Annotated in this window: 16 protein-coding genes; 5 read left to right on the top strand and 11 right to left on the bottom strand. The window is 65.6% G+C overall.

The window, feature by feature from the left end; all coding sequences use genetic code 11:
• Positions 1–86 precede the first annotated feature (86 nt).
• The 4 genes from C7401_RS08300 to C7401_RS08285 form a co-directional block, all read right to left on the bottom strand.
• Positions 87–884 carry an SDR family oxidoreductase gene (locus C7401_RS08300; protein WP_112170892.1) on the bottom strand — a complete coding sequence of 266 codons (798 nt, stop codon included), beginning with the start codon at positions 882–884 and terminating at the stop codon, positions 87–89.
• Positions 885–942: 58 nt separating this feature from the next.
• A complete protein-coding gene (locus C7401_RS08295) occupies positions 943–1,971 on the bottom strand; it encodes a transporter substrate-binding domain-containing protein (RefSeq protein WP_112170891.1) in 1,029 nt (342 codons plus the stop codon).
• A gap of 94 nt (positions 1,972–2,065) precedes the next feature.
• Positions 2,066–2,959: a LysR family transcriptional regulator gene (locus C7401_RS08290; RefSeq protein WP_112170890.1), complete on the bottom strand. Its 894-nt coding sequence runs from the start codon at positions 2,957–2,959 to the stop codon at positions 2,066–2,068.
• Positions 2,960–3,089: 130 nt separating this feature from the next.
• Positions 3,090–4,499 carry a DUF2252 domain-containing protein gene (locus C7401_RS08285; RefSeq protein ID WP_112170889.1) on the bottom strand — a complete coding sequence of 470 codons (1,410 nt, stop codon included), beginning with the start codon at positions 4,497–4,499 and terminating at the stop codon, positions 3,090–3,092.
• A gap of 344 nt (positions 4,500–4,843) precedes the next feature.
• Here C7401_RS08285 and gltS point away from each other — a divergent pair, with 344 nt between their 5' ends.
• The 3 genes from gltS to C7401_RS08270 all read left to right on the top strand — a co-directional run bounded on the left by gltS (position 4,844) and on the right by C7401_RS08270 (position 7,982).
• Positions 4,844–6,055: a sodium/glutamate symporter gene (gene gltS, locus C7401_RS08280; protein WP_112170888.1), complete on the top strand. Its 1,212-nt coding sequence runs from the start codon at positions 4,844–4,846 to the stop codon at positions 6,053–6,055.
• 112 nt (positions 6,056–6,167) lie between these two features.
• Positions 6,168–6,788 carry a LysE family translocator gene (locus C7401_RS08275; RefSeq protein ID WP_112171117.1) on the top strand — a complete coding sequence of 207 codons (621 nt, stop codon included), beginning with the start codon at positions 6,168–6,170 and terminating at the stop codon, positions 6,786–6,788.
• A gap of 216 nt (positions 6,789–7,004) precedes the next feature.
• Positions 7,005–7,982 carry a 2-dehydropantoate 2-reductase gene (locus C7401_RS08270; protein ID WP_112170887.1) on the top strand — a complete coding sequence of 326 codons (978 nt, stop codon included), beginning with the start codon at positions 7,005–7,007 and terminating at the stop codon, positions 7,980–7,982.
• Between the two features lie 131 nt (positions 7,983–8,113).
• On the opposite strand, the gene C7401_RS08265 is transcribed toward C7401_RS08270, so the two are convergent.
• Together C7401_RS08265 and oxlT are read right to left on the bottom strand one after the other, a co-directional pair.
• Positions 8,114–9,163: a LysR family transcriptional regulator gene (locus C7401_RS08265; protein WP_112171116.1), complete on the bottom strand. Its 1,050-nt coding sequence runs from the start codon at positions 9,161–9,163 to the stop codon at positions 8,114–8,116.
• A gap of 22 nt (positions 9,164–9,185) precedes the next feature.
• Complete coding sequence (oxlT, locus tag C7401_RS08260; RefSeq protein WP_112170886.1) at positions 9,186–10,529, bottom strand: oxalate/formate MFS antiporter; 1,344 nt, start codon at positions 10,527–10,529, stop codon at positions 9,186–9,188.
• Between the two features lie 372 nt (positions 10,530–10,901).
• Between oxlT and C7401_RS08255 the strand changes: the two genes are divergently transcribed.
• Positions 10,902–11,846, top strand: coding sequence for a LysR family transcriptional regulator (locus C7401_RS08255; RefSeq protein WP_112170885.1), 945 nt, complete (start codon positions 10,902–10,904; stop codon positions 11,844–11,846).
• Positions 11,847–11,973: 127 nt separating this feature from the next.
• Here the strand turns inward: C7401_RS08255 and C7401_RS08250 are convergent, their stop codons facing one another.
• The 4 genes from C7401_RS08250 to C7401_RS08235 all read right to left on the bottom strand — a co-directional run bounded on the left by C7401_RS08250 (position 11,974) and on the right by C7401_RS08235 (position 16,233).
• A complete protein-coding gene (locus C7401_RS08250; RefSeq protein ID WP_112170884.1) occupies positions 11,974–12,921 on the bottom strand; it encodes a hypothetical protein in 948 nt (315 codons plus the stop codon).
• Positions 12,922–12,973: 52 nt separating this feature from the next.
• On the bottom strand, positions 12,974–13,786 hold the full coding sequence (locus C7401_RS08245) for a fumarylacetoacetate hydrolase family protein (RefSeq protein ID WP_112170883.1): 813 nt from the start codon (positions 13,784–13,786) through the stop codon (positions 12,974–12,976).
• Between the two features lie 17 nt (positions 13,787–13,803).
• The gene (gene frc, locus C7401_RS08240) at positions 13,804–15,051 is read right to left on the bottom strand and encodes a formyl-CoA transferase (protein ID WP_112170882.1); all 1,248 of its coding nucleotides are present in this window, start codon (positions 15,049–15,051) and stop codon (positions 13,804–13,806) included.
• A gap of 450 nt (positions 15,052–15,501) precedes the next feature.
• The gene (locus tag C7401_RS08235; RefSeq protein WP_112170881.1) at positions 15,502–16,233 is read right to left on the bottom strand and encodes a GntR family transcriptional regulator; all 732 of its coding nucleotides are present in this window, start codon (positions 16,231–16,233) and stop codon (positions 15,502–15,504) included.
• 748 nt (positions 16,234–16,981) lie between these two features.
• On the opposite strand from C7401_RS08235, the gene C7401_RS08225 reads away from it, so the two are divergent.
• Positions 16,982–17,404, top strand: a complete 423-nt coding sequence (locus tag C7401_RS08225) for a DUF2917 domain-containing protein (protein WP_112170879.1) — start codon at positions 16,982–16,984, stop codon at positions 17,402–17,404.
• A 95-nt stretch (positions 17,405–17,499) separates the two neighbouring features.
• On the opposite strand, the gene C7401_RS08220 is transcribed toward C7401_RS08225, so the two are convergent.
• Complete coding sequence (locus C7401_RS08220; RefSeq protein WP_112170878.1) at positions 17,500–18,663, bottom strand: porin; 1,164 nt, start codon at positions 18,661–18,663, stop codon at positions 17,500–17,502.
• Positions 18,664–18,768: the final 105 nt, after the last annotated feature.

Raw genomic sequence — 18,768 nt, 5'->3', positions numbered from 1 at the left:
GGCGGCGCGCTCGCGTGCGCCAGCGTCTGCGCGCCCCCGCCGCTGTGTCCCGTCCAGTGCCCGGTCTTGCGCCCGGGCCGCCCCGTTCAGCCGCGCCCCACGAACGGCATCTTCGTCGCCATGATCGTCATGAACGGCACGTTCGCTTCCAGCGGCAGTTGCGCCATGTGCAGAAGCGCGTCGGCCACGAGTTCGACGTCCATCAGCGGCTCGATGGCGATCTCGCCGTTCGCCTGCGGCACGCCGCGCGCCATGCGCTCGGCCATCTCCGTCGCCGCGTTGCCGATGTCGATCTGCCCGCACGCGATGTCGTAGCGCCGCCCGTCGAGCGACACCGATTTGGTCAGCCCCGTGATGGCGTGCTTCGTCGCCGTATAGGCGATGCTGGAAGGCCGCGGCGCGTGCGCCGAAATCGAGCCGTTGTTGATGATGCGGCCGCCGCGCGGCGTTTGCCGCTTCATCAGCCCGAACGCCGCGCGCGTGCACAGGAACACGCCCGTCAGGTTGGTATCGACCACGGCGCGCCAGTCGTCGACCGAAAGCTCGTCGATGTCCACGCCCGGCGCGTTGCGGCCCGCGTTGTTGAAGAGCAGGTCGAGCCGGCCGTAACGCGCGCGGATCGTCTCGAAGAGCCCCTCGACGGCTGCCGCGTCGGTCACGTCGCAAGGCACGGCCAGCGCCTCTTCGCCGCGCGTGCGGGCTTCCTGCGCAAGCGCTTCGAGCGGCTCGGCGCGACGGCCCGTCAGCACCACGGCAAAGCCGTTCGCGAGCAGTCTGCGCGCGCACGCCCGGCCGATGCCGCTGCCCGCGCCCGTGACGAGCGCGATCTTGCGAGCGGGCGTGTTTGCGTCGGGTGTCACTGCGCGTTCTTGCGTTTCACTCATCGTTACGTCTCTCCATGCGTTGCGCCGCTTGATCGCTTTCGAGCGTTTTCGAGCGCTTTCAATCGAGCGGCTGGTCGTTGGGGTTTGCAAAAAGCGCCTTCATCTGCGCCGACATCGGATAGTCCAGGTTCACGCCCGCCGGCGGGATCGGCATTTCAAACCAGCGCCGGTAGAGCGCACGCGCTTCGCCCGAGCGCTCCATCTTCGCGATGGTGTCGTCGGCAATGCGCTTGAAGGCCACGTCGCCGCGCCGGAACATGCAGCCGTACACCGCGGGCCGCGCCGCGTCGCCGACGATCGCGAACGCCTGCGCGCCGTTCATGTTGCGCGCGCTTTGCGCGACGGCCGAGCCCGGCGTTTCGCTCGCCACGTAGCCGGTGGCGAGCGCGGCGTGCAGAAGCGGCTCGTCCATCACGAAGGCCGCGGCGCGGCCCGAGCGCACGGCTTCGACCGAATCGCCGTGCGTTTTGGCCACGACGATGTGCATGTTCATCGCGTGCTCGACGTTCCAGCGCCGCAGCATGCGTTCCTCCGACGTGCCCGCCGTCGTGACCACGGTGCGGCCCGCGAGATCGTCGAAGCCGCGCACCGGCGAACCGCGCTTCACGAGCATGCGCACGCCGAACACAAAAATACTGTCCGAGAACGTCACGTCGCTCTCGCGCTCACGCGTGTGCGTCGCGGTGCTGCATTCGAGATCGACGGTGCCGTTCTGCACGAGCGTGATGCGGTTTTGCGGCGTGACGACGAGCTCTCGCACCCGCAATGCAGGAAGCTGGAGCGAGTCGCGCACGGCCCCGGCGATGCGCTGCGCGATCTCGTACGAGTAGCCCGTGGCGTGCGCGCCGCCCGCCATGTACGAGAACGGCACCGCCGCTTCGCGCACGCCGATCACGATCGTGCCGGTGTCGCGGATCTTGCGCAGCGTGGGGCTTTCGAGCTCCTGCGCGTGGGCCGCGCCCGCCAGGATGCAGGCGCAGGCAAGCGCGCCGCACAACGTGACCGACAACGAACGCGCGGCCCTCGCGGCGCGCGCATGATGACGCGAACGTCTCGCGATGCCAAAGCACTTCAACACAGTCTCCATCCCGTTTCCCGATTGCATGAAGCACGCACGCGGCGAAGCCTCCCCTACGCCCGATTGTACCGGCGGCCCGCGCCGGATCCGATGCCCGACGCGCTCACGGCTGGCACGTTTTGGCGAGGCAGCCGCGCAGCACGTCGACGAACGCAGTGCCCGCCTGCGAGTCCATGCCGCCTTCGCGCCACATGGCGAACACGCCGATCGTGAGCGCGGGTTCCACGCGCCGTATCGCAACCGGCTCGCCCGCGCTGCACGCGGTGATCTCGTCGAGCAGCACGCGGCCGATGCCACGCGCCGCGAGCGCGCGCGCCACGTGCCACGTTTGCGCTTCGACGGCCGCGAGACGGTCGTCCACGCCCTCGGCCTCCAGCAGGTTGCCGATCGCCTCGCCAAGCGGGTCGACGTTGCCGATGCTGATCCATTCGCCGTCGACGAAATCGCGCAGCGCAAGCGCCTCATGTTCGGGCGAGGGCTCGTCGGGCGGCGCGACGCAGACCACGGCGGTGCGCGCCAGTTCGTGCGCGGCGATGCCGGGCCGCGCAGGCGGATTGAGCGCGACGGCGAGATCGAGCTCGCGCGTGAGCAATGCGTTGAGGAGTTCGGTGGTGTGGCGCGTCTGGATCTTCAGCGAGACCTCGGGATAGCTCGCGCGAAACGCCTGCACGGCGGGCGGCATCAGGCTCATGCCGAGGCTCGGCAGACAGCCGATACGCAGCAGCCCTTGCGGGCGCAGCGCGAGATTGCGCGCGAGGTCGCGAATGCCGTCCAGGTTCGACTGAAGCTTCTGCGTTTCGGCGAACAGCAGCTCGGCCTCGCGCGTGGGTTGCAGGCGGCCGTGCGCACGGCTGAAAAGCTTCAGGCCCGCGCTGCGCTCCGCGTGCGCGAGCACCTTGCTGACCGCCGGCTGCGAAACGCACAGCAGCTCGGCAGCCTTCGAAAGCGAGCCGGTGCGCATGATCGCGTGAAAGACTTCGATGTGACGTAGACGCATAAGGTCGCGTGCCGCGCAGGCGTAGCTCGCTCATGCGCGGCGAAACAAAAGCGCAAGCATAGCGCGTTCGGCGCGGCGCATTGGCCGCGCCTCGCGCTCGTCACCATCCGTCGCCCCCCGTCACCACGCGTCACACGCGGAAGTCCGCCGCCATGTCCTCGTCGCTACGCGCCATGATCGCGCCGCTGCGCGCCGCCTTCACGAACACGTCGTAGTCGCGCTCCACCTGGTCGGCATAGGCGAACGCGTAGCTCGTCAAGGCCTCCCCGAACTGGTCGTTGCGGCCGATATACGAGGAAATTTCGATGGCCGCGCTGCCCGACTTTGCATGCGCGCGCGCGAGCGCCCAACCGCAAAGGCGCGCGTAGCCGATAAGCAGCGTGCTGTCGAGCAACTGGAGATCGACCGAGAGTTTCATGTCGCGCAACTGCCGCACGTAGAAGTTGCGGCCGGAAGGGCCCGTGGTCCAGCCAAGAAAGATATCGCTCGCGGCTTGCAGCAGCCGCTGGCCACGCACGACCCGTTCGCCCTCGTGTTTCGGCGATTGCGACTTGAAGTACTGCGAAATAACTGAACGCCGTGCCTCTTTCACCTGAAGGAACAGCGGCTTCTCGTGATGGTCGACGAGCAGCATCACGAGGCAGCGCGTGCCCACGCTGCCCACGCCCACCACCTTGAACACGAGATCCTGGATGGCGAAGTGGTCGAGCAGTTCGCGCCGGTCGGGCGCGAGCGTTTTCGCATAGGCCGCGTACATCGGCTCGATCAGCGTGCGCCAGTCGCCGAGCGTGAACCAGTCGTCCTCGGGTTCGAACAGCGTGTTCACGCCGTGAACGTGAAAGAGCGCGGGCGGCGCGTCGCGGATCGTCCAGTGGTCGCTGTGGCGCTCGGCGAGCTTTTCGAGCAGGTTTTCGTGCGTGCGGTTGGCGGCCTTTTCCATGCCGCGCCGGATCAGCCGCCGGCCTTCGGGCGTGAGCGCCGTCTCGACCATGCGGTCGAAGGTGATCTTGTCGTACCAGAGATCGAGCGCGCCGTACTCCGCATACTGGCGCAGCCGGTCGCGATAGTGCGTCACGGCGGTCATCACGAGTTCTTCGGCCACGCCGCGCGAATACCGCATGTGCCGCGCCGCCACGACGAAGCTCGCCACGAGGCGCTTGAGGTCCCACTCCCACGGACCGGGCGCCACCTCGTCGAAGTCGTTCAGATCGAACACGAGCTGGCGCTCGGGCGTGGCGAAGGCGCCGAAGTTCAGCAGATGTGCGTCGCCGCAGATCTCCATCGTCATGCCGGTGTTCGGCACGCCCGCGAGATCGTGCGCCTGGAGAATCGCGCTGCCGCGAAAGAACGTGAAGGGCGAGACGATCATGCGACCGTAGCGCAACTGCACGAGGTTGGGCACGCGGCCTTCGCTGCTCAGGCGCAGCAGTTCGAGCGGGTCGCGCCGGATCTCGCCCACTTCCTTGTGGCTCGAACGTTTCGAGCGCTCGCGCGCGGCACGCCCGGCCGCCTCGCGTTCAGCAACGGTGCTCCCATTCATGACCTTCTCCGGTTCTTGTACGGTCTCGCACCTGCCTCGCGGCAACGTGCATCGCGGGGAATACGGGGAAATTCGTTCTGCATACGCGGCGGCCTTGCGCGCCGTGGCCGCAGCCTGCGTATTTAAGCGTGCGGCCCCGTTTCGTGCAAGCCACGTGGCCGGCGGCGGCGAACGATTGCGCCCGAAGGCACATCATCAGGCACCCGATTGCGCACCATGAGCGCAACGCCCGCGCGCCTGGTGTACCGTGACGCGGAGATGCGTCCCCGCTATTGCAGGCGCAGCCCCCGGCAGCCCAACGCGTTCCGCTGCCGCCCTGCGAGACCTCGAATGAGACCTCGGTCATGAACGTCAAAGTCTATGGAACGCTCGTTGTCGCTTCGCTCGTGCTGCTGGTCGGCCAGTGGCTCGTCGCCGCCGTGCCGCTGCTGCGCAAGTGGACGATTCCGGAGCCCGTGGCGGGCGGCATCGTCGCGGCGCTGATCGTGTTCGGCCTGCACAGCTACGCGCACGTCGACGTGGTCTTCGACACCTCGCTGCAAGCGCCGCTCATGCTCGCGTTTTTCGCCACCATCGGCCTGAACGCGAACATCGCCAACCTGAAGCACGGCGGCCCGGTGCTCGTGCGCTTTCTCGCCCTGGTGGTCGGCCTGCTCGTGCTGCAAAACGTGCTGGGGATCGCGCTCTCGCTGGCGTTCGGGGTCGATCCGCTGTTCGGCTTGCTGGGCGGGTCGGTGTCGCTCGCGGGCGGGCACGGCACGGGCGCGGCATGGGGCGCGGTGTTCACCGAGCATCACGGCTTGCAGTCGGCCACCGAGGCGGCCATTGCGTGCGCCACGTTCGGTCTCATCATGGGCGGCATACTCGGCGGCCCGGTCGCGCAGCATCTCATGAAGCGCCTCGGCGCGCGGGGCGATACCTCGGGCACGGCAGTCCCGCAAAGCGCCCCCGACCCTTACGCGTTCGAAGAACCCAAGGCCGAGCAGCCGACCACGCCGGGCGCGTTCATCAACACGCTCACGCTCATCGCCATCAGCCTCGCGGTGGGCGACGCGCTCTCAGAACTCATCGCCGGGACCGCGTTCGAGCTGCCCACGTTCGTGTGCGTGCTGTTCGTGGCCGTGCTGCTCGCCAATGGGCTTGCCTTCGCGGGACGCCCCGTGGCCGAGCACGCCGTCGCGCTCATCGGCAACGTGAGCCTCGCGCTCTTTCTCGCCATGGCGCTCATGACGCTGCGCCTGTGGGACCTCGCCTCGCTCGCACTGCCCGTGTTCACGATCCTCGCTGCGCAAACCGTGCTCATGGTGGTCTATGCGATTTTCGTCACGTTTCGCGTGATGGGATCGAACTACGACGCCGTCGTGCTCTCGGCGGGGCACTGTGGCTTCGGCCTTGGCGCGACGCCCACGGCGATTGCGAACATGCAGGCCGTGACGGCGCGCTTCGGCCATTCGCATCTCGCGTTTCTCGTCGTGCCGATGGTGGCCGCCTTCTTCATCGACATTGCCAACGCCATCGTCATCAAGCTCTTTCTCGCGTTGCCGATATTTCACTAGAAAACGCCACAGATGGGCGCGCCAGGCGGCGCGCGCCAGTCGCGCTAGAATGACGCGATTCACCGCGGATTCATCGAGCGCCGTTGCGCGGCGCAAACCTTCGAGCGTCATCATGTCCTTCACCGCCTGGCTCTTTTTCCTGCCCGCCTGCTTCGCGCTGAACATGGCGCCGGGGCCGAACAACCTGTTGTCCATCAATGTGGCCGCGCGTCACGGCTTTTTGCGCGCGTTCCTCGGCGGCACCGGACGGCTGGTCTCGTTTGCCGCGATGATCGCGCTCGCGGCCACGGGCCTCGCCGTCGTGCTGCGCGCGTCCGAAGCCGTGTTCTTCGTCATCAAACTCGCGGGCGCCGCGTACCTCGTATGGCTCGCCGTGCAGCTCTGGCGCAGCGACGCCAACCCGGTGGGCATGACGCTCGACGCCGACGCCTCGCTTGCGCGCATTGCGTGGCGCGAGTGCCTTGTGGCGGCGGGCAACCCCAAGGCGATTCTCGTGTTCACGGCGTTCCTGCCGCAATTCGTCGATGTCGCAAGACCCATCGCGCCGCAGTTCGGCGTGCTCGGCGCGAGCTTTCTCGTGCTCGAATGCGTGGCCATCGCGCTCTATTCGCTCGCGGGCATGTACCTTGGCCGCTGGCTCACGCGCGCCACGGTGCGCCGCTGGTTCAATCGCACCTGTGGCGCATTTCTCGGCCTGATCGGCGTGAGTTTTCTGCTCGTGCGGCGCGCTTGATCGTGCTGCAAAAAGTGCTGCACTGCGGGTCGAATCCATAAGCTTCTCTTGATGATTTTCACGAGAAACTTTAACTGTCGTTAATCGACAGCACCCCCTATGCTCAAACCATCGTCCGGCGCCGCGGCGAGCGGGCTGCTTTTCCCCAACGCTCGCACACGATCATGAAACGCGCCGCCAGGGACACGCGGTTTTCAACGTCATTGGGGTTTCAACATGAAGATCTGCATCTATGGAGCGGGCGCTATCGGAGGCATGATGGGCGTGCAACTCGCGCGCGCGGGCGCCGACGTGAGCTTCATCGCACGCGGCCCGCATCTGGCCGCCATGCGCGAGAACGGCGCGCGCCTCTTGATGGACGGTGAGGAGTATGTGGCGAAGGTCCGCTGCACGTCCGACCCGCGCGAGCTGGGCGTGCAGGATGTCATCATCGTCACGCTCAAGGCGCATTCGGTGGCGGGCGTGATCGACGCGATGCAGCCGCTCATCGGCAAGCACACCGCCATCGTCACGGGCACCAACGGCATTCCCTACTGGTACTTCTACCAGCACGGCGGCAAGTTCGCGGGCACGCGGCTCGAAAGCATCGACCCGGACGGCTCGCAATGGACCCGCCTCACGCCGGAGCGCGCGATTGGCTGCGTGCTCTATCCGGCCGCCGAAATCGACGCGCCCGGCGTGATCCGCCACGTGTACGGCAAAAAGTTTCCCATTGGCGAGCCTTCGGGCGAGCGCACGCCGCGCATCGTCGCGCTGCACGAAATCATGCAGGCGGCCGGGTTCGACGCGCCGATCCGCGAGAATATCCGCGACGAAATCTGGCTGAAACTGTGGGGCAATCTCTGCTTCAACCCGATCAGCGCGCTCACGCACGCCACGCTCGACGTCATCACCGGCGACCCGGCCACGCGCGCCGTTGCGCGCACGATGATGCTGGAAGGCAAGCGCATTGCCGAGCGGTTCGGCGTGAACTTCCGCGTGGATGTGGAGCGTCGCATCGACGGCGCGGGCGCAGTGGGCGCGCACAAGACCTCGATGCTCGTCGACCTCGAAACCGGTCGGCCGATGGAGATCGATCCGCTGCTCACCGTCGTGCAGGAAATGGGCGCGCTGGTGGGCGAGCCCACCCCGACGATCGACACGGTGCTCGCGCTGGTGAAGCAGCGTGAACGCATGGCGATGCAACCGGCGTAATGCAGGGCGAAGGGCGGCAGGACTAAGGGCGGCGCGCAGGCCGCCCTGAATGGATGGAAGACAAAACGGATCGCGCGAGGGCGATCCGTTTTGCTTTTCTGGCGATGAAACGATGATGTGCGCAGCGCGCGCTATTCAATGCGCGCGTGGGTGTGCGTGGTCTGGAGCGTGGGCGCGGAGCCATCGCGCAAGGTGACGCGCATGGGCGCGCCATGCGTGTTGCGCGCGGACGAGCCATCGAGTGAAGACTCCGGTGCCGTGTCGTGCGCGACCGAGCCGTCCGGCATGAACTGCGACCACGCTGCCTGAGCGCTCGGCCGCAGCGAGCGATGACGACGCCGCACGAGCATCGTCGTGACGTTGACGACCGGATGCAGCAAGCGCGTGACGAGCGGGCCCGCAGGCGCGGGCCAGTGACACGCGGCGTGCGCGCCGTCCACGCACACCGGCAGCACGCCGATGCCCATGCCGAGCTGCGCCATGCGCGCCACGCCCGCGACGTGCGCGAACTCTTGCAGCGGCCTCCCCTCGGGCCGCAAGCCGTCCAGCGCGCGCATCACCGCGCCCCTGCAACCCGCGTCGCGATTGAGCGTGACAAGCGGCTCGCGCGCGAGATCGTCCCATCGCAGCGCCCCCTGTAGCGCCAGCGGATGGTGCGCGGGCAACAGCGCGCAAAGCGGCGTGGCCGAAAGCGGCTGCACGTCGAGATTGCCGCTCGCGAACGGCACGGTTTCGGCGATCACGCCGAAGTCGGCCTCGCCCTGCTCGACCGCCTGAAGCACGGCCGCTTGCGGCAAGTCCTGCAATTGCAGCGTGAGTGACGGAAAAGCCGCCGCGCAGCGCGCGAGCGCGGCGGGCACCCAGGTGGACGAAAGCACCGGATTGCTCGCCACGAGCACCACGCCGCTATGCGCCTGGTGCGCGTCGCGGCCTTCGCTGAGCGCCATCTCGATCTCGTCGAGCAGGCGCCCGATGCGCCGCTCGAAGCCGCTGCCCGCAAGCGTGAGTTCGACCTGGCGCGTGGTGCGATCGAACAGCTTCAGCTCGACCGCTTCTTCCAGTTCGCGCACGCAGCGGCTCACCGCCGACTGCGTGAGACCGAACTCGCGCGCGGCGCGCGTGAAGCTGCGCGCCCGCGCCACTGCGACGAACACCTTGAGTTGCTGGAGGGATACGTTCATCGACATGGCGGGCTCGCGCGCCTCATTCGCCGCGCGGGTTGGACCACGGCTGCAAGCCCGGGCCCGTGCTGGTGGCGAGCGTGACGGAAGGCTCGTTGCTCTCCTCGACGCTCTGCTCGATCAAGCGCTTGCGCATGGGCGCGACAATGAACTTGGCGCTCACGCCCGCCGCGATCGTGATGACCGCCGCCGCGATGAACACGGCGCTCCAGCCGCCCGTGGCCGAGAGTACGGACGCTACCGGTACGAGCAGGGCAGCGGTGCCCTTGGCGGTGTACAGCGTGCCGGCGTTCGATGCGGCGTACTTGCTGCCGAAGGTGTCCGCGCAGATCGCCGGGAAGATCGAGAAGATCTCACCCCAGAACAGGAAGATGAGCGCGGCGAACGTCATGAACGCATACGGGTTCGTGCCGAACTGCATCATGCCGAGCAGCGCGAGCCCTTCGCCCACGAAGATGATGAACATGGCGTTTTCACGGCCGATCTTGTCGGAAATGAAGCCGCACAGCGGACGCGTGAAGCCGTTGCAGATGTTGTCGATCGAGAGCGTGAGCGTGAGGAGCGGCAGCGTCGCGCCGAACACCGTCATCGGAATGGTGGCGAGACCCCAGTCCTTCGCGATCGGCCCGATTTGCGCCGTTGCCATCAGGCCGCCGGCGGCCACCGCGACGAAGCAGACGTAGATCACCCAGAATACCGGCTGCTTGACCATCTGCCCCGGCGTGTAGTCGACGCGCGAGACGAGACGGCGGCCAGCCGCGGCGACGGCGCGCGGCACGGGCTTCACGAGCAGGAACGAGAGCACGAGAATCGACACGCCCTGGAGGATGCCGAAGAAAAAGAACGTGTGCTCATAGCCCGAGCGCGTGATCATGTTCGCAATCGGAATCACCGTGACGGCGGCACCAGCGCCGAAGCCCGCGGCCGTGAGGCCGGCGGCGAGGCCGCGGCGGTCCGGGAACCACTTGAGCGCGTTGCCCACGCAGGTGCCGTACACGCCGCCCGCACCAATGCCCGCGATCACCGCCGAGACATAGAGCATCGGCAGCGTCGTGATGTACGCGTTCATCACCCAGGCAAGACCCGCGCAAACCGCGCCGCCCGCCACGACCGGACGCGGACCGAACTTGTCGACGAGCCAGCCTTCCACCGGCACGAGCCAGGTTTCGGTCAGAATGAAGATCGAGAACGCCAGTTGAATCTCGGCCTGGCCCCAGTGGTGCCGCGCGTTCATCGGTGCGACGAACAGCGTCCATGCGTATTGCAGGTTGGCAACGAGCGCCATGCATAGCATGCCCACCACCAGTTGAAACCAGCGGTTCGTCCAGAACGGACCGCCCTCGCTCCTCTGACTGATTGCATTCATCTCGCTTGTCTCCGCTATCTATTCATTGCAGCCTGCCTGATTGCCGGTCTGCATAAATATCAACTTATGGTCTTTAAATTTTGCTGCGCTGCACTCTGTCTTTTATTCGCCGGATGAATGAAAAATGCGAATGGAAATTCGCCAATCCCCGTTCACCCGACTCATACGTCACATCCCTTAAATCATCGTTAAACAAGGGTTTTTCTACGCGTTACCCCTTATGAAATCGTATTTCCGAGCGTTAACCCGGACATCGTTTCGGGCATTCCACGCGGCATTCGGACTCCTTTCAACTCATGCTAGGGTGATTGCTGAATTACTCACAATTAAAGTTTGTTATTATGTGGATTCAGTATCCTTTATGGTTCGGCCATGACGATGCGAAACGCCACGCTGCGCCAGCTCAAGGTCTTCGAGACCGTGGCGCGTCACCTCAGTTTTTCGCGGGCCGCGGAGGAGCTGCATCTCACACAGCCGGCCGTCTCCACGCAGGTTCGGCAGCTCGAAGACCACGCGGGCTTGCCGCTCTTCGAGCAGCTCGGCAAGAAGATCTATCTCACGCCCGCGGGCACGGAGATGCTTCACTACAGCCGCGCGATCATCCAGCAGTTCCATGAAGTCGACGAGGCGATGAGCCAGCTGAAGGGCGTCTCGGGCGGCAAGCTCAACGTCGCCGTGATCAGCGCGGGCGACTACTTCTTTCCGCGCCTGCTGGCCGAATTCACGCGCCGCTACAAGGGCGTCTCGCTCAATCTCTCCGTGCACAACCGCGAGCAGTTGCTCCACCAGCTCGCCAGCAACCAGACCGATCTCGCCGTCATGGTGCGGCCGCCCCACGCGACCGACGCCATCAACGAGCCGTTCGCGCCGCACCCTTACGTGATCGTCGCCGCGCCCACGCATCCGCTCGCGAACAAACGCGGCATCAAGCTCAGCACGCTCGCCAACGAGGCGTTCATCGTGCGCGAGCGCGGCTCGGACACGTGGAATTCAATGGAAGAAGGCTTCGCGGGCAAGATCACGAACCTCAAGATCGCCATGGAGATCCAGAGCACGGAGACGATCAAGCAGGCCGTGATTGCGGGCATGGGCATCGCGTTTCTTTCGGCGCACACCATCAGCCTCGAATTGCAGGTCGGCCACCTCACGGTGCTCGATGTCGAAGGCTTCCCGGTCATGCTCAACTGGTACGTCGTGCACCGCAAAAACAAGCGGCTGCCCCCCGTCGCGCTCGCGTTCAAGCGCTTCCTCATGGAGGAAGGCGCGCCGCTCATCGAGAACATTACACGGGTGTCAGAAGCGAGCCTCCATAAGTAAGGTGCTATGGATACGCGCCTTACCTTCAAGGATAGCTAATCGTTCGTCCGTTTCGCGCAGGACTCGCGCCCTCGAATGGCGGGCACAGCGCATCGGCGTGCGGCCTCGGTGCGGACTCAGCGCGATCTCAGTGCGGCCCTTGCCGCTGCCGCAACGCGCCATGCCGGCTGCGCCGCCGACGCGGCAAGTCCTGCGACGCGTGCTGGCCCGAGCGCCCCGCCCCGCCGGGTGACGCGTCGCCCGGCGCGAGCCACGCGGGCTCGAACGCACCGCTGCCGCAGGCCGCGACCAGTAATTCGTCCGGCACGCCCGCGAAGCTCGCGTTGAACGTCGCGCCAAAGGGCTCAAGCGATTCACGAGGCTGCGCACCCGTGCGCACGGGCCGAGGCTTGCGGGCGCCGCTCATCAACCGGGCGCCCAGAGCCGCAGCCAGAACGCTCGCGGCCACCAGCACGGAGAGCTCGAAATCGGCTGAGGCGCGCGCGCTCACGAAGCCATAGCCGAGCGCGACGCCGAGCAGCAGCGCCAGGAGATGAATCGCACGATCGCCGCGCCCGAACGGCACGCGCCTGCGCACCGGGCCGCGGCCAAGAAGGCTCAACGCGCCGCCAACCAGCAGCGCGCCTGTCGCCACTGCGATGAACAGCACGGCACGTTCGAAAGGCGCGCGACCGGGCTCGAGCAGGCAGCTCGCGAAGCCGCAGGTCAGCGCCGCCGCGCCCAACGCGCCGCCCGCCAGCGCGGCCGTGCGCGCCCGCCGCGTGAGATCGCGCCGACCCGCAACGTAAAGCCCGGCCAGCACGCCGGCTTCGACGGCCACCGCCGCCTGGGTTGCGTGCGAGCAGCCGGCCGCCAGCACACCCGGCGGCACGGTAAGTAGCAATGCGAACGAAATTGCGAAACCGAAGCGACGCTTGTGCGGCGCCCCAGCACGCTGCGCACAACGCGGCGCGGCGTGCGAGCGGCGCGAGCGCACCGGCGCGAGCGCGGCCAGTTGTGCAAATGCACAGCCGAGCCATGCGAACAGCGCGCCGGCGCCCAGCCATGCCAGGTCGCCAGCCAGTAGGTCCGGCATCTCTCCTCCTCACGCGCGGCATGCGAGCCGCGCGCGTTTCCGGTTCACTCGCTCATGCCGCGCCCTCTACGGCGGCTAGCGGCTGCGTTTCGCCGCGTGCGGCGGCCAGCGTATTGCTCAACGTGCCAATGCCTTCGATCGTGACCTCGACGGTTGCGCCATCAACGATCGAGCCTACGCCGAGCGAGGTGCCGCACGCAATCACATCGCCGGGTTCGAGCGTCAGATCCTGCGAAATGAGGCTCACCTGCTGCGCCGGCGAAAACACCATGTCGTCGAGCGGATAATTCTGCCGCTCCACGCCGTCGAGTTGCGTGACAACGCGCGCGCGCCGCCAGTCGAAGCCCGAAACGATCGCCGGGCCCAGACAACAGAACGTATCGAAACCTTTGGCGCGGCACCATTGCGGGAAGTGCGGATTCTCGGTGATGAGGCCCGCCGCCGTGACGTCGTTGACGACCGTGTAGCCGAAGATCGAGGCCTCGGCCTCTGCCACGCTCACGTCGCGGCAGCGCTTGCCGATCACGATGCCAAGCTCGCCTTCGAACACGATTTTTCCCGCATAGTGGGCAGGACGCCGAATCGATTCCGACGAACCGATCACCGAAGCCGCCGGCTTGATGAGAAAAAGCGGGTGCGCGGGCACCGGCTTTTCCAGCTTCGCGGCGAGCGCGTGAAAGTTGTTCCAGAGCGCCACGACCTTGCCGGGCGCACAGGGCGCAAGCGGCGTGAGCGCGCGCAGCGACAACACCGCGCCAGTCGGAACGGGCTGATCCAGTCCTTCGTACTCGTGCAGGTAACCGTTCTCGACGCGACCGAACACAATGCTGCCGTCGCTCGCCATTAAACGCATCCACGTTTCCATGCTTCGCTCCTTTCGTGTCAGACGGCGCCAGAAGCACGCAGCGATTGAATCTCGTCTTTCGTGTAGCCGAATTCCGCGAGCACCTCGTCCGTGTGCTCGCCGAGCAGCGGCGAGCGCGTGACGTCGGTCGGGCTGTCGGAGAGCTTGATCGGGTTGCCGACCGTGAGGTACTTGCCGCGCACCGGGTGCTCGACCTCGACGATCGTGCCGCTCGCGCGCAGCGACTCGTCGCCGGCGATCTCCTTCATCGAGAGAATCGGGCCGCACGGAATGTCGTAACGGTTGAGCACGGCCATCGCCTCGAACTTCGTGCGATGCATGGTCCAGTGCTCGATCTCGCCGAAGATTGCCTTCAGGCGCGGCAGGCGCGCGTTCGGCGTCGCATAGTCCGGATCGTCGATCCACTCCTCGCGCCCGATCAGCTTGCAGATGCGGTCCCACACGGGGGCCTGCGCGATGAAGTAGATATAGGCGTTCGGATCGGTCTCCCAACCCTTGCACTTGAGGATCCAGCCCGGCTGGCCGCCGCCGGACGCATTCCCGGCGCGCGGCACGGCTTCGCCGAAACCGTCGTTCGGGTACTGCGGGTACTCCTTCATGACGCCGGTGCGTTCGAGGCGCTGCTGATCGCGCAGTTTCACGCGGCACAGGTTGAGCACGCCGTCCTGCATGGCCGCGAGCACCTTCTGGCCGCGCCCCGTATGCGTGCGCTGATAGAGCGCCGTGACGATGCCGAGCGCGAGATGCAGGCCCGTGCCGCTGTCGCCGATCTGCGCGCCGGAAACCACGGGCGGCCCGTCGTCGAAGCCCGTCGTGGAAGCCGCACCGCCCACGCACTGCGCCACGTTCTCGTAGACCTTGCAGTCCTCATAGGGCCCCGCGCCGAAGCCCTTCACAGAAGCGACGATCATGCGCGGGTTCAGCGTCTGGATATGCTCCCAGCTAAAACCCATGCGCTCCAGCGCGCCGGGCGCGAAGTTCTCCACGAGCACGTCGCAGTCGCGAATGAGCCGCTCCAGCACGCGCTTGCCTTGCGGGTTCTTCGTGTCGAGCGTGAGCGAACGCTTGTTGCCGTTGAGCATCGTGAAGTAGAGGCTGTCCGCGTCCGGCAGGTCACGCAACTGCTCGCGCGTGATATCGCCGCCGCCTACGCGTTCTACCTTGATCACATCCGCGCCAAACCAGGCGAGCAGTTGCGTGCAGGTGGGTCCCGACTGCACGTGCGTGAAATCGAGGATACGCACGCCGTTCAATGCCTTGCCCATGTCATGTCTCCTTGTTTAATCGTCGTGGCCGGGCGAGTTTTCAGAAATCGGTGGGGTTGCGTGGGCAGAGGCGAGTCATCTGCGTCCTTGAACAATACGGTATGTGATATATCACAGCGAGGCAAGAGGGGATTTGCCCATCAGGAATGCCTTTAGAAATGCGCCAAAGCCTTACGCGGCGTGGCTTTGCTGTGATTTCGCAGGCTTTGATGCGGTGCACACAAGGGAAAACACCGAGCGTGCAGCGGGTCTGATATGCCAGATTCCGTGTGAAGGATGGCGGCAACGGTTGCCGGTTTCGGCCGGCTAATTTGTCAGGGATGCCAGGGGTTGATGCGCATAAAGTCGGACGCTGCGAGGGCTTCGGCCACCGGCCGTAGGCCGGTAAACGCGAAACGGGAGACCCGAAGGTCTCCCGTTTTGCTGTGGTTCGGGCGGTTGCCGCCCGCCTCAGTCGAGGAAGTCGCAGTTCTTTTCGACGTAGACCGCGAGATCGAGCGAATGCTGGCGTACGAGCTTTTCGGCCAGTTCGGTATCGCGCTTTTCCAGCGCTTCGATAATGCGCAGATGGTCGACGATCGAGCGCGAGGCGCGGTCGCTCTGCGAGATCGTCATGCGGCGGATGGCGCGCACATGCACGAAGATGTTCTTGATCGTGTCGAGGATGATCTGAGACCTGGAGAGCTCGACAATCGCCTGGTGAAACGCGATGTTGGCGTCCGAATACTCGGCGATATGCTCTGCGGGCGTGCTGTCGCGGAAGTCGTCGAACATGTGACGCAGCCGCGCGATTTCCTCGTCGGTGGCGTGGATCGTGGCGAGACGCGCTGCCATGCTTTCCAGCGCCCCCCACATCTGGATCATTTCGACGATCTCGCGCTTGCTCTTGCGCACGATATAGATGCCGCGGCGCGGCACCATGCGCAGAAAACCTTCCTGTTCCAGCAGCGTCATGGCCTCGCGCACCGGCGTACGGCTCACGCCGAGCGTCTCGCTCAGCACGCGCTCGTCGAGCCGGATTTCCTCGCGCGACTGGTAAATGTCGGCGTCGGCAATGGCCTGGCGCAGCATCGCATAAGCCTGATCGCGCAGGCTCAGCGTTGCGTTGATGGGTTGCAGCGCCAGCTTCAGGGGCGCCGCGTCCCGGGTTGCTACCGCTTCTTCAGTGTGTTCTGACGACATTGATTGCCTCTTTTCCGACCTGCGGCCGGATTCGCGGACCGAATTGTGCACCAGGTTTCGCGCGCCGCGCCGTCGCAACGCGCGGCGCCTCGCCCAAACCTGCGTACCGGCCATGCCGCGCAGCCTGCTCAATAGCCGACTGCGGCAGCCACCTGGCGATCAGGACCGTAGCGGCGGCGCCCAGAGCCACGACTGCCGCCCCGAAGAGTGTGAGAGAAACGAAATCCATTTGAAGCTCCGCAAGATTGAGTCATCGAATGACTCAATCATATGTTGCGTCGCGACAAAAAGCAATATTCTGTATGTGATATATCAGATATAGTCGTTCCCGCACAACACGCCGATGGAACTACGGGCTGGTCTGCCTTGAAAACAACCAATGCTAGTGAGAAACCGGTGCTGTCGGCAAGTGGCAATAGCGTCGAAGGGCACGATCGCGTGATGCAATGTTGCGAGTGCGCCTTGTGCGCAACACAAAGCATACGTCGGCGGCACTTCAAATCATTTCCGGTTGACAGCGCAAGCCGGAGCCCCGCACACTCGACCCATGCACACCTCCTACACCCTCCTCATCGTCGCCAACGCGATGAATCATCCGTGGAAAACCCATACGGGCGATCCTCGGGGATGGTGTGCGTACTAGCAGTCTGTCGTCACGCAAATCAAAAGCCCCGCCGGCATCGACGGGGCTTTTTGCATTTCTGGGTAATAGCGCTCCGTTCGTCGGCTCCAAAAACTGGAGAAAACGATGGATGACGCTTCACAGTCCGCTTCACAAGCCGTTTCACAGGCCGCCCGCGCCACGCTCGCTCATTTCGCCGACGAAGCCAGCCGCTTCGACGACCCGTTGCCCACGCAATCGATCCATTTCGCCGTGCCGCCCATGCGCACGCTCACATGGCGTGTGAACGCGTCGGCCACGCTGCGCATCCATGCCGCTCACGTCTGGGTCACCCGTGCGTGCTCGCCGTACGACCACTGGCTACAGCCGGGGGAGACGCTGCGGCTCGAACGCGGCGAGCGCATCTGGCTCAGCACAGAGGCCGCCGTGCCGGCTCGCGTGAGCGTCACCAGCGCGTGGCGTCCGCCGTATGCGGGCGTGCGGCGCGGCATCGAGCGCATGGGCGCCTGGCTTGCATTGCTCACGCTGCGGCGCGCAAGCCAGACATAAGGTCAGGCAGGAAACCGGCGCTTGCCGGTCCGTAAACGGCAAAACGCCGGATGCACCAACTGGCGCATCCGGCGTTGTACGGAGCCCGCACAGATTCAGAACTTGTGCCGCAACCCGAGGTTGACGATCGTCTGGTTCGAGGTGCCCGCGTAGCCATACGAACCGATCGAGGCCTCGGCCGGCATCGAGCCGCCTGCGCCGTCGCCGGTGTCGCCGCTCGCGTGCTGCCACGCCGCCGTCATGTAGAGGTCGGTACGCTTCGACAAGCTGTAGTCCGCGCCGAGCGAGACCTGGTGGTAGCTCGCCGTCGTATCGCCGTTGGCGTGCGTGTAGCTGTAACCCAGGCCGAGCAGCAGCGCCGGGCTCAACTGGTAGTTCATGAAGCCCTGCCCGGTGTTGTACTTCTGCGTATCGCGGAACACCGAACTGCCGTCGGGCGCGTAGCGCGCATTGCTGTAGCCCAGACCAAACGTGAACTGGCCGAGCTGGTACTGCGCCGCCGCGCGCGCGATCGCCAGCGAGTGCGCCGTGGTATAGCCGGAGTTGATCGGGCCGTCGAACGTGCCGTCCGAGGTGCTCGACCAGCCGTCGGTACGAATGGCGTTCGTGGCCTGGCTGTTGGTCGCGTAGAAGTAACCGCCCGCCAGCGCGAGCGGACCGTTGGTGTAGTTGATCGCCGCCGAATACGACTGCTCCGCGCCCGTCGAGCCCGCCACCCCGCCAAACGAGTACATCGCCGCCACCTGCAAGCCGCTCCACACGGGCGTGGTGTACTTGACGGCGTTGTTCACGCGGAAGCTGTTGTCGTAGTTGTCGACGTCGCCCGCCGTCGCGAACACGGAACCGAAATAGTTGTCGGCCGTGATGCCCTGCACGAGGTCGATGAGCGGGTCATACTGCCGGCCGAGCGTGAGCGAGCCGTACTGCTCGGCGGTCAGCCCCACATAGGCCTGGCGACCGAACAGCTTGCCGCCCTGCCCGAGCGAACCCGTGGACGGGTTGAAGCCGTTTTCCAACTGGAAGATCGCCTTGAGGCCGCCGCCGAGGTCTTCGGCACCCTTCAAACCCCAGCGCGAGCCGGAGAGATTGCCATAGCTGCTGTTGCCGAGCGTCCAGAGGTTCTTGTTGTCGTTGGCGTGGTTGACGTACGTGATCGAGGTGTCGATGGTGCCGTAGAGCGTCACGCTGGTCTGTGCCTGAGCCAGGCCGGCAGCCCCGAGCGCGGCGAGCGAAAGGGAAGTCAAGGCGAGTCTTTTCACGTCATTCTCCTGGCGCAGTAAAACAACTCTTGACCAAAGCAGACTAACTCTCCGTTCGAGGCTTGTAAAAGGATTAAACGAGGTGTCTCGAATTAGTAACAGCGA

The sequence above is a fragment of the Paraburkholderia unamae genome (assembly GCF_003268775.1).
Taxonomy (GTDB): Bacteria; Pseudomonadota; Gammaproteobacteria; order Burkholderiales; family Burkholderiaceae; genus Paraburkholderia; species Paraburkholderia unamae.
The sequence above is the reverse complement of the archived record's forward strand: the minus strand, read 5'-3'. Positions and strand labels throughout refer to the sequence as shown.

What these genes read in the sequence shown, in the direction of transcription:
- C7401_RS08300 (WP_112170892.1), bottom strand. Translation starts at nt 884, where the DNA reads ATGAGTGAAACGCAAGAACGCGCAGTGACACCCGACGCAAACACGCCC.
- C7401_RS08295 (WP_112170891.1), bottom strand. Translation starts at nt 1,971, where the DNA reads ATGGAGACTGTGTTGAAGTGCTTTGGCATCGCGAGACGTTCGCGTCAT.
- C7401_RS08290 (WP_112170890.1), bottom strand. Translation starts at nt 2,959, where the DNA reads ATGCGTCTACGTCACATCGAAGTCTTTCACGCGATCATGCGCACCGGC.
- C7401_RS08285 (WP_112170889.1), bottom strand. Translation starts at nt 4,499, where the DNA reads ATGAATGGGAGCACCGTTGCTGAACGCGAGGCGGCCGGGCGTGCCGCG.
- gltS (WP_112170888.1), top strand. Translation starts at nt 4,844, where the DNA reads ATGAACGTCAAAGTCTATGGAACGCTCGTTGTCGCTTCGCTCGTGCTG.
- C7401_RS08275 (WP_112171117.1), top strand. Translation starts at nt 6,168, where the DNA reads ATGTCCTTCACCGCCTGGCTCTTTTTCCTGCCCGCCTGCTTCGCGCTG.
- C7401_RS08270 (WP_112170887.1), top strand. Translation starts at nt 7,005, where the DNA reads ATGAAGATCTGCATCTATGGAGCGGGCGCTATCGGAGGCATGATGGGC.
- C7401_RS08265 (WP_112171116.1), bottom strand. Translation starts at nt 9,163, where the DNA reads ATGAACGTATCCCTCCAGCAACTCAAGGTGTTCGTCGCAGTGGCGCGG.
- oxlT (WP_112170886.1), bottom strand. Translation starts at nt 10,529, where the DNA reads ATGAATGCAATCAGTCAGAGGAGCGAGGGCGGTCCGTTCTGGACGAAC.
- C7401_RS08255 (WP_112170885.1), top strand. Translation starts at nt 10,902, where the DNA reads ATGACGATGCGAAACGCCACGCTGCGCCAGCTCAAGGTCTTCGAGACC.
- C7401_RS08250 (WP_112170884.1), bottom strand. Translation starts at nt 12,921, where the DNA reads ATGCCGGACCTACTGGCTGGCGACCTGGCATGGCTGGGCGCCGGCGCG.
- C7401_RS08245 (WP_112170883.1), bottom strand. Translation starts at nt 13,786, where the DNA reads ATGGAAACGTGGATGCGTTTAATGGCGAGCGACGGCAGCATTGTGTTC.
- frc (WP_112170882.1), bottom strand. Translation starts at nt 15,051, where the DNA reads ATGGGCAAGGCATTGAACGGCGTGCGTATCCTCGATTTCACGCACGTG.
- C7401_RS08235 (WP_112170881.1), bottom strand. Translation starts at nt 16,233, where the DNA reads ATGTCGTCAGAACACACTGAAGAAGCGGTAGCAACCCGGGACGCGGCG.
- C7401_RS08225 (WP_112170879.1), top strand. Translation starts at nt 16,982, where the DNA reads ATGGATGACGCTTCACAGTCCGCTTCACAAGCCGTTTCACAGGCCGCC.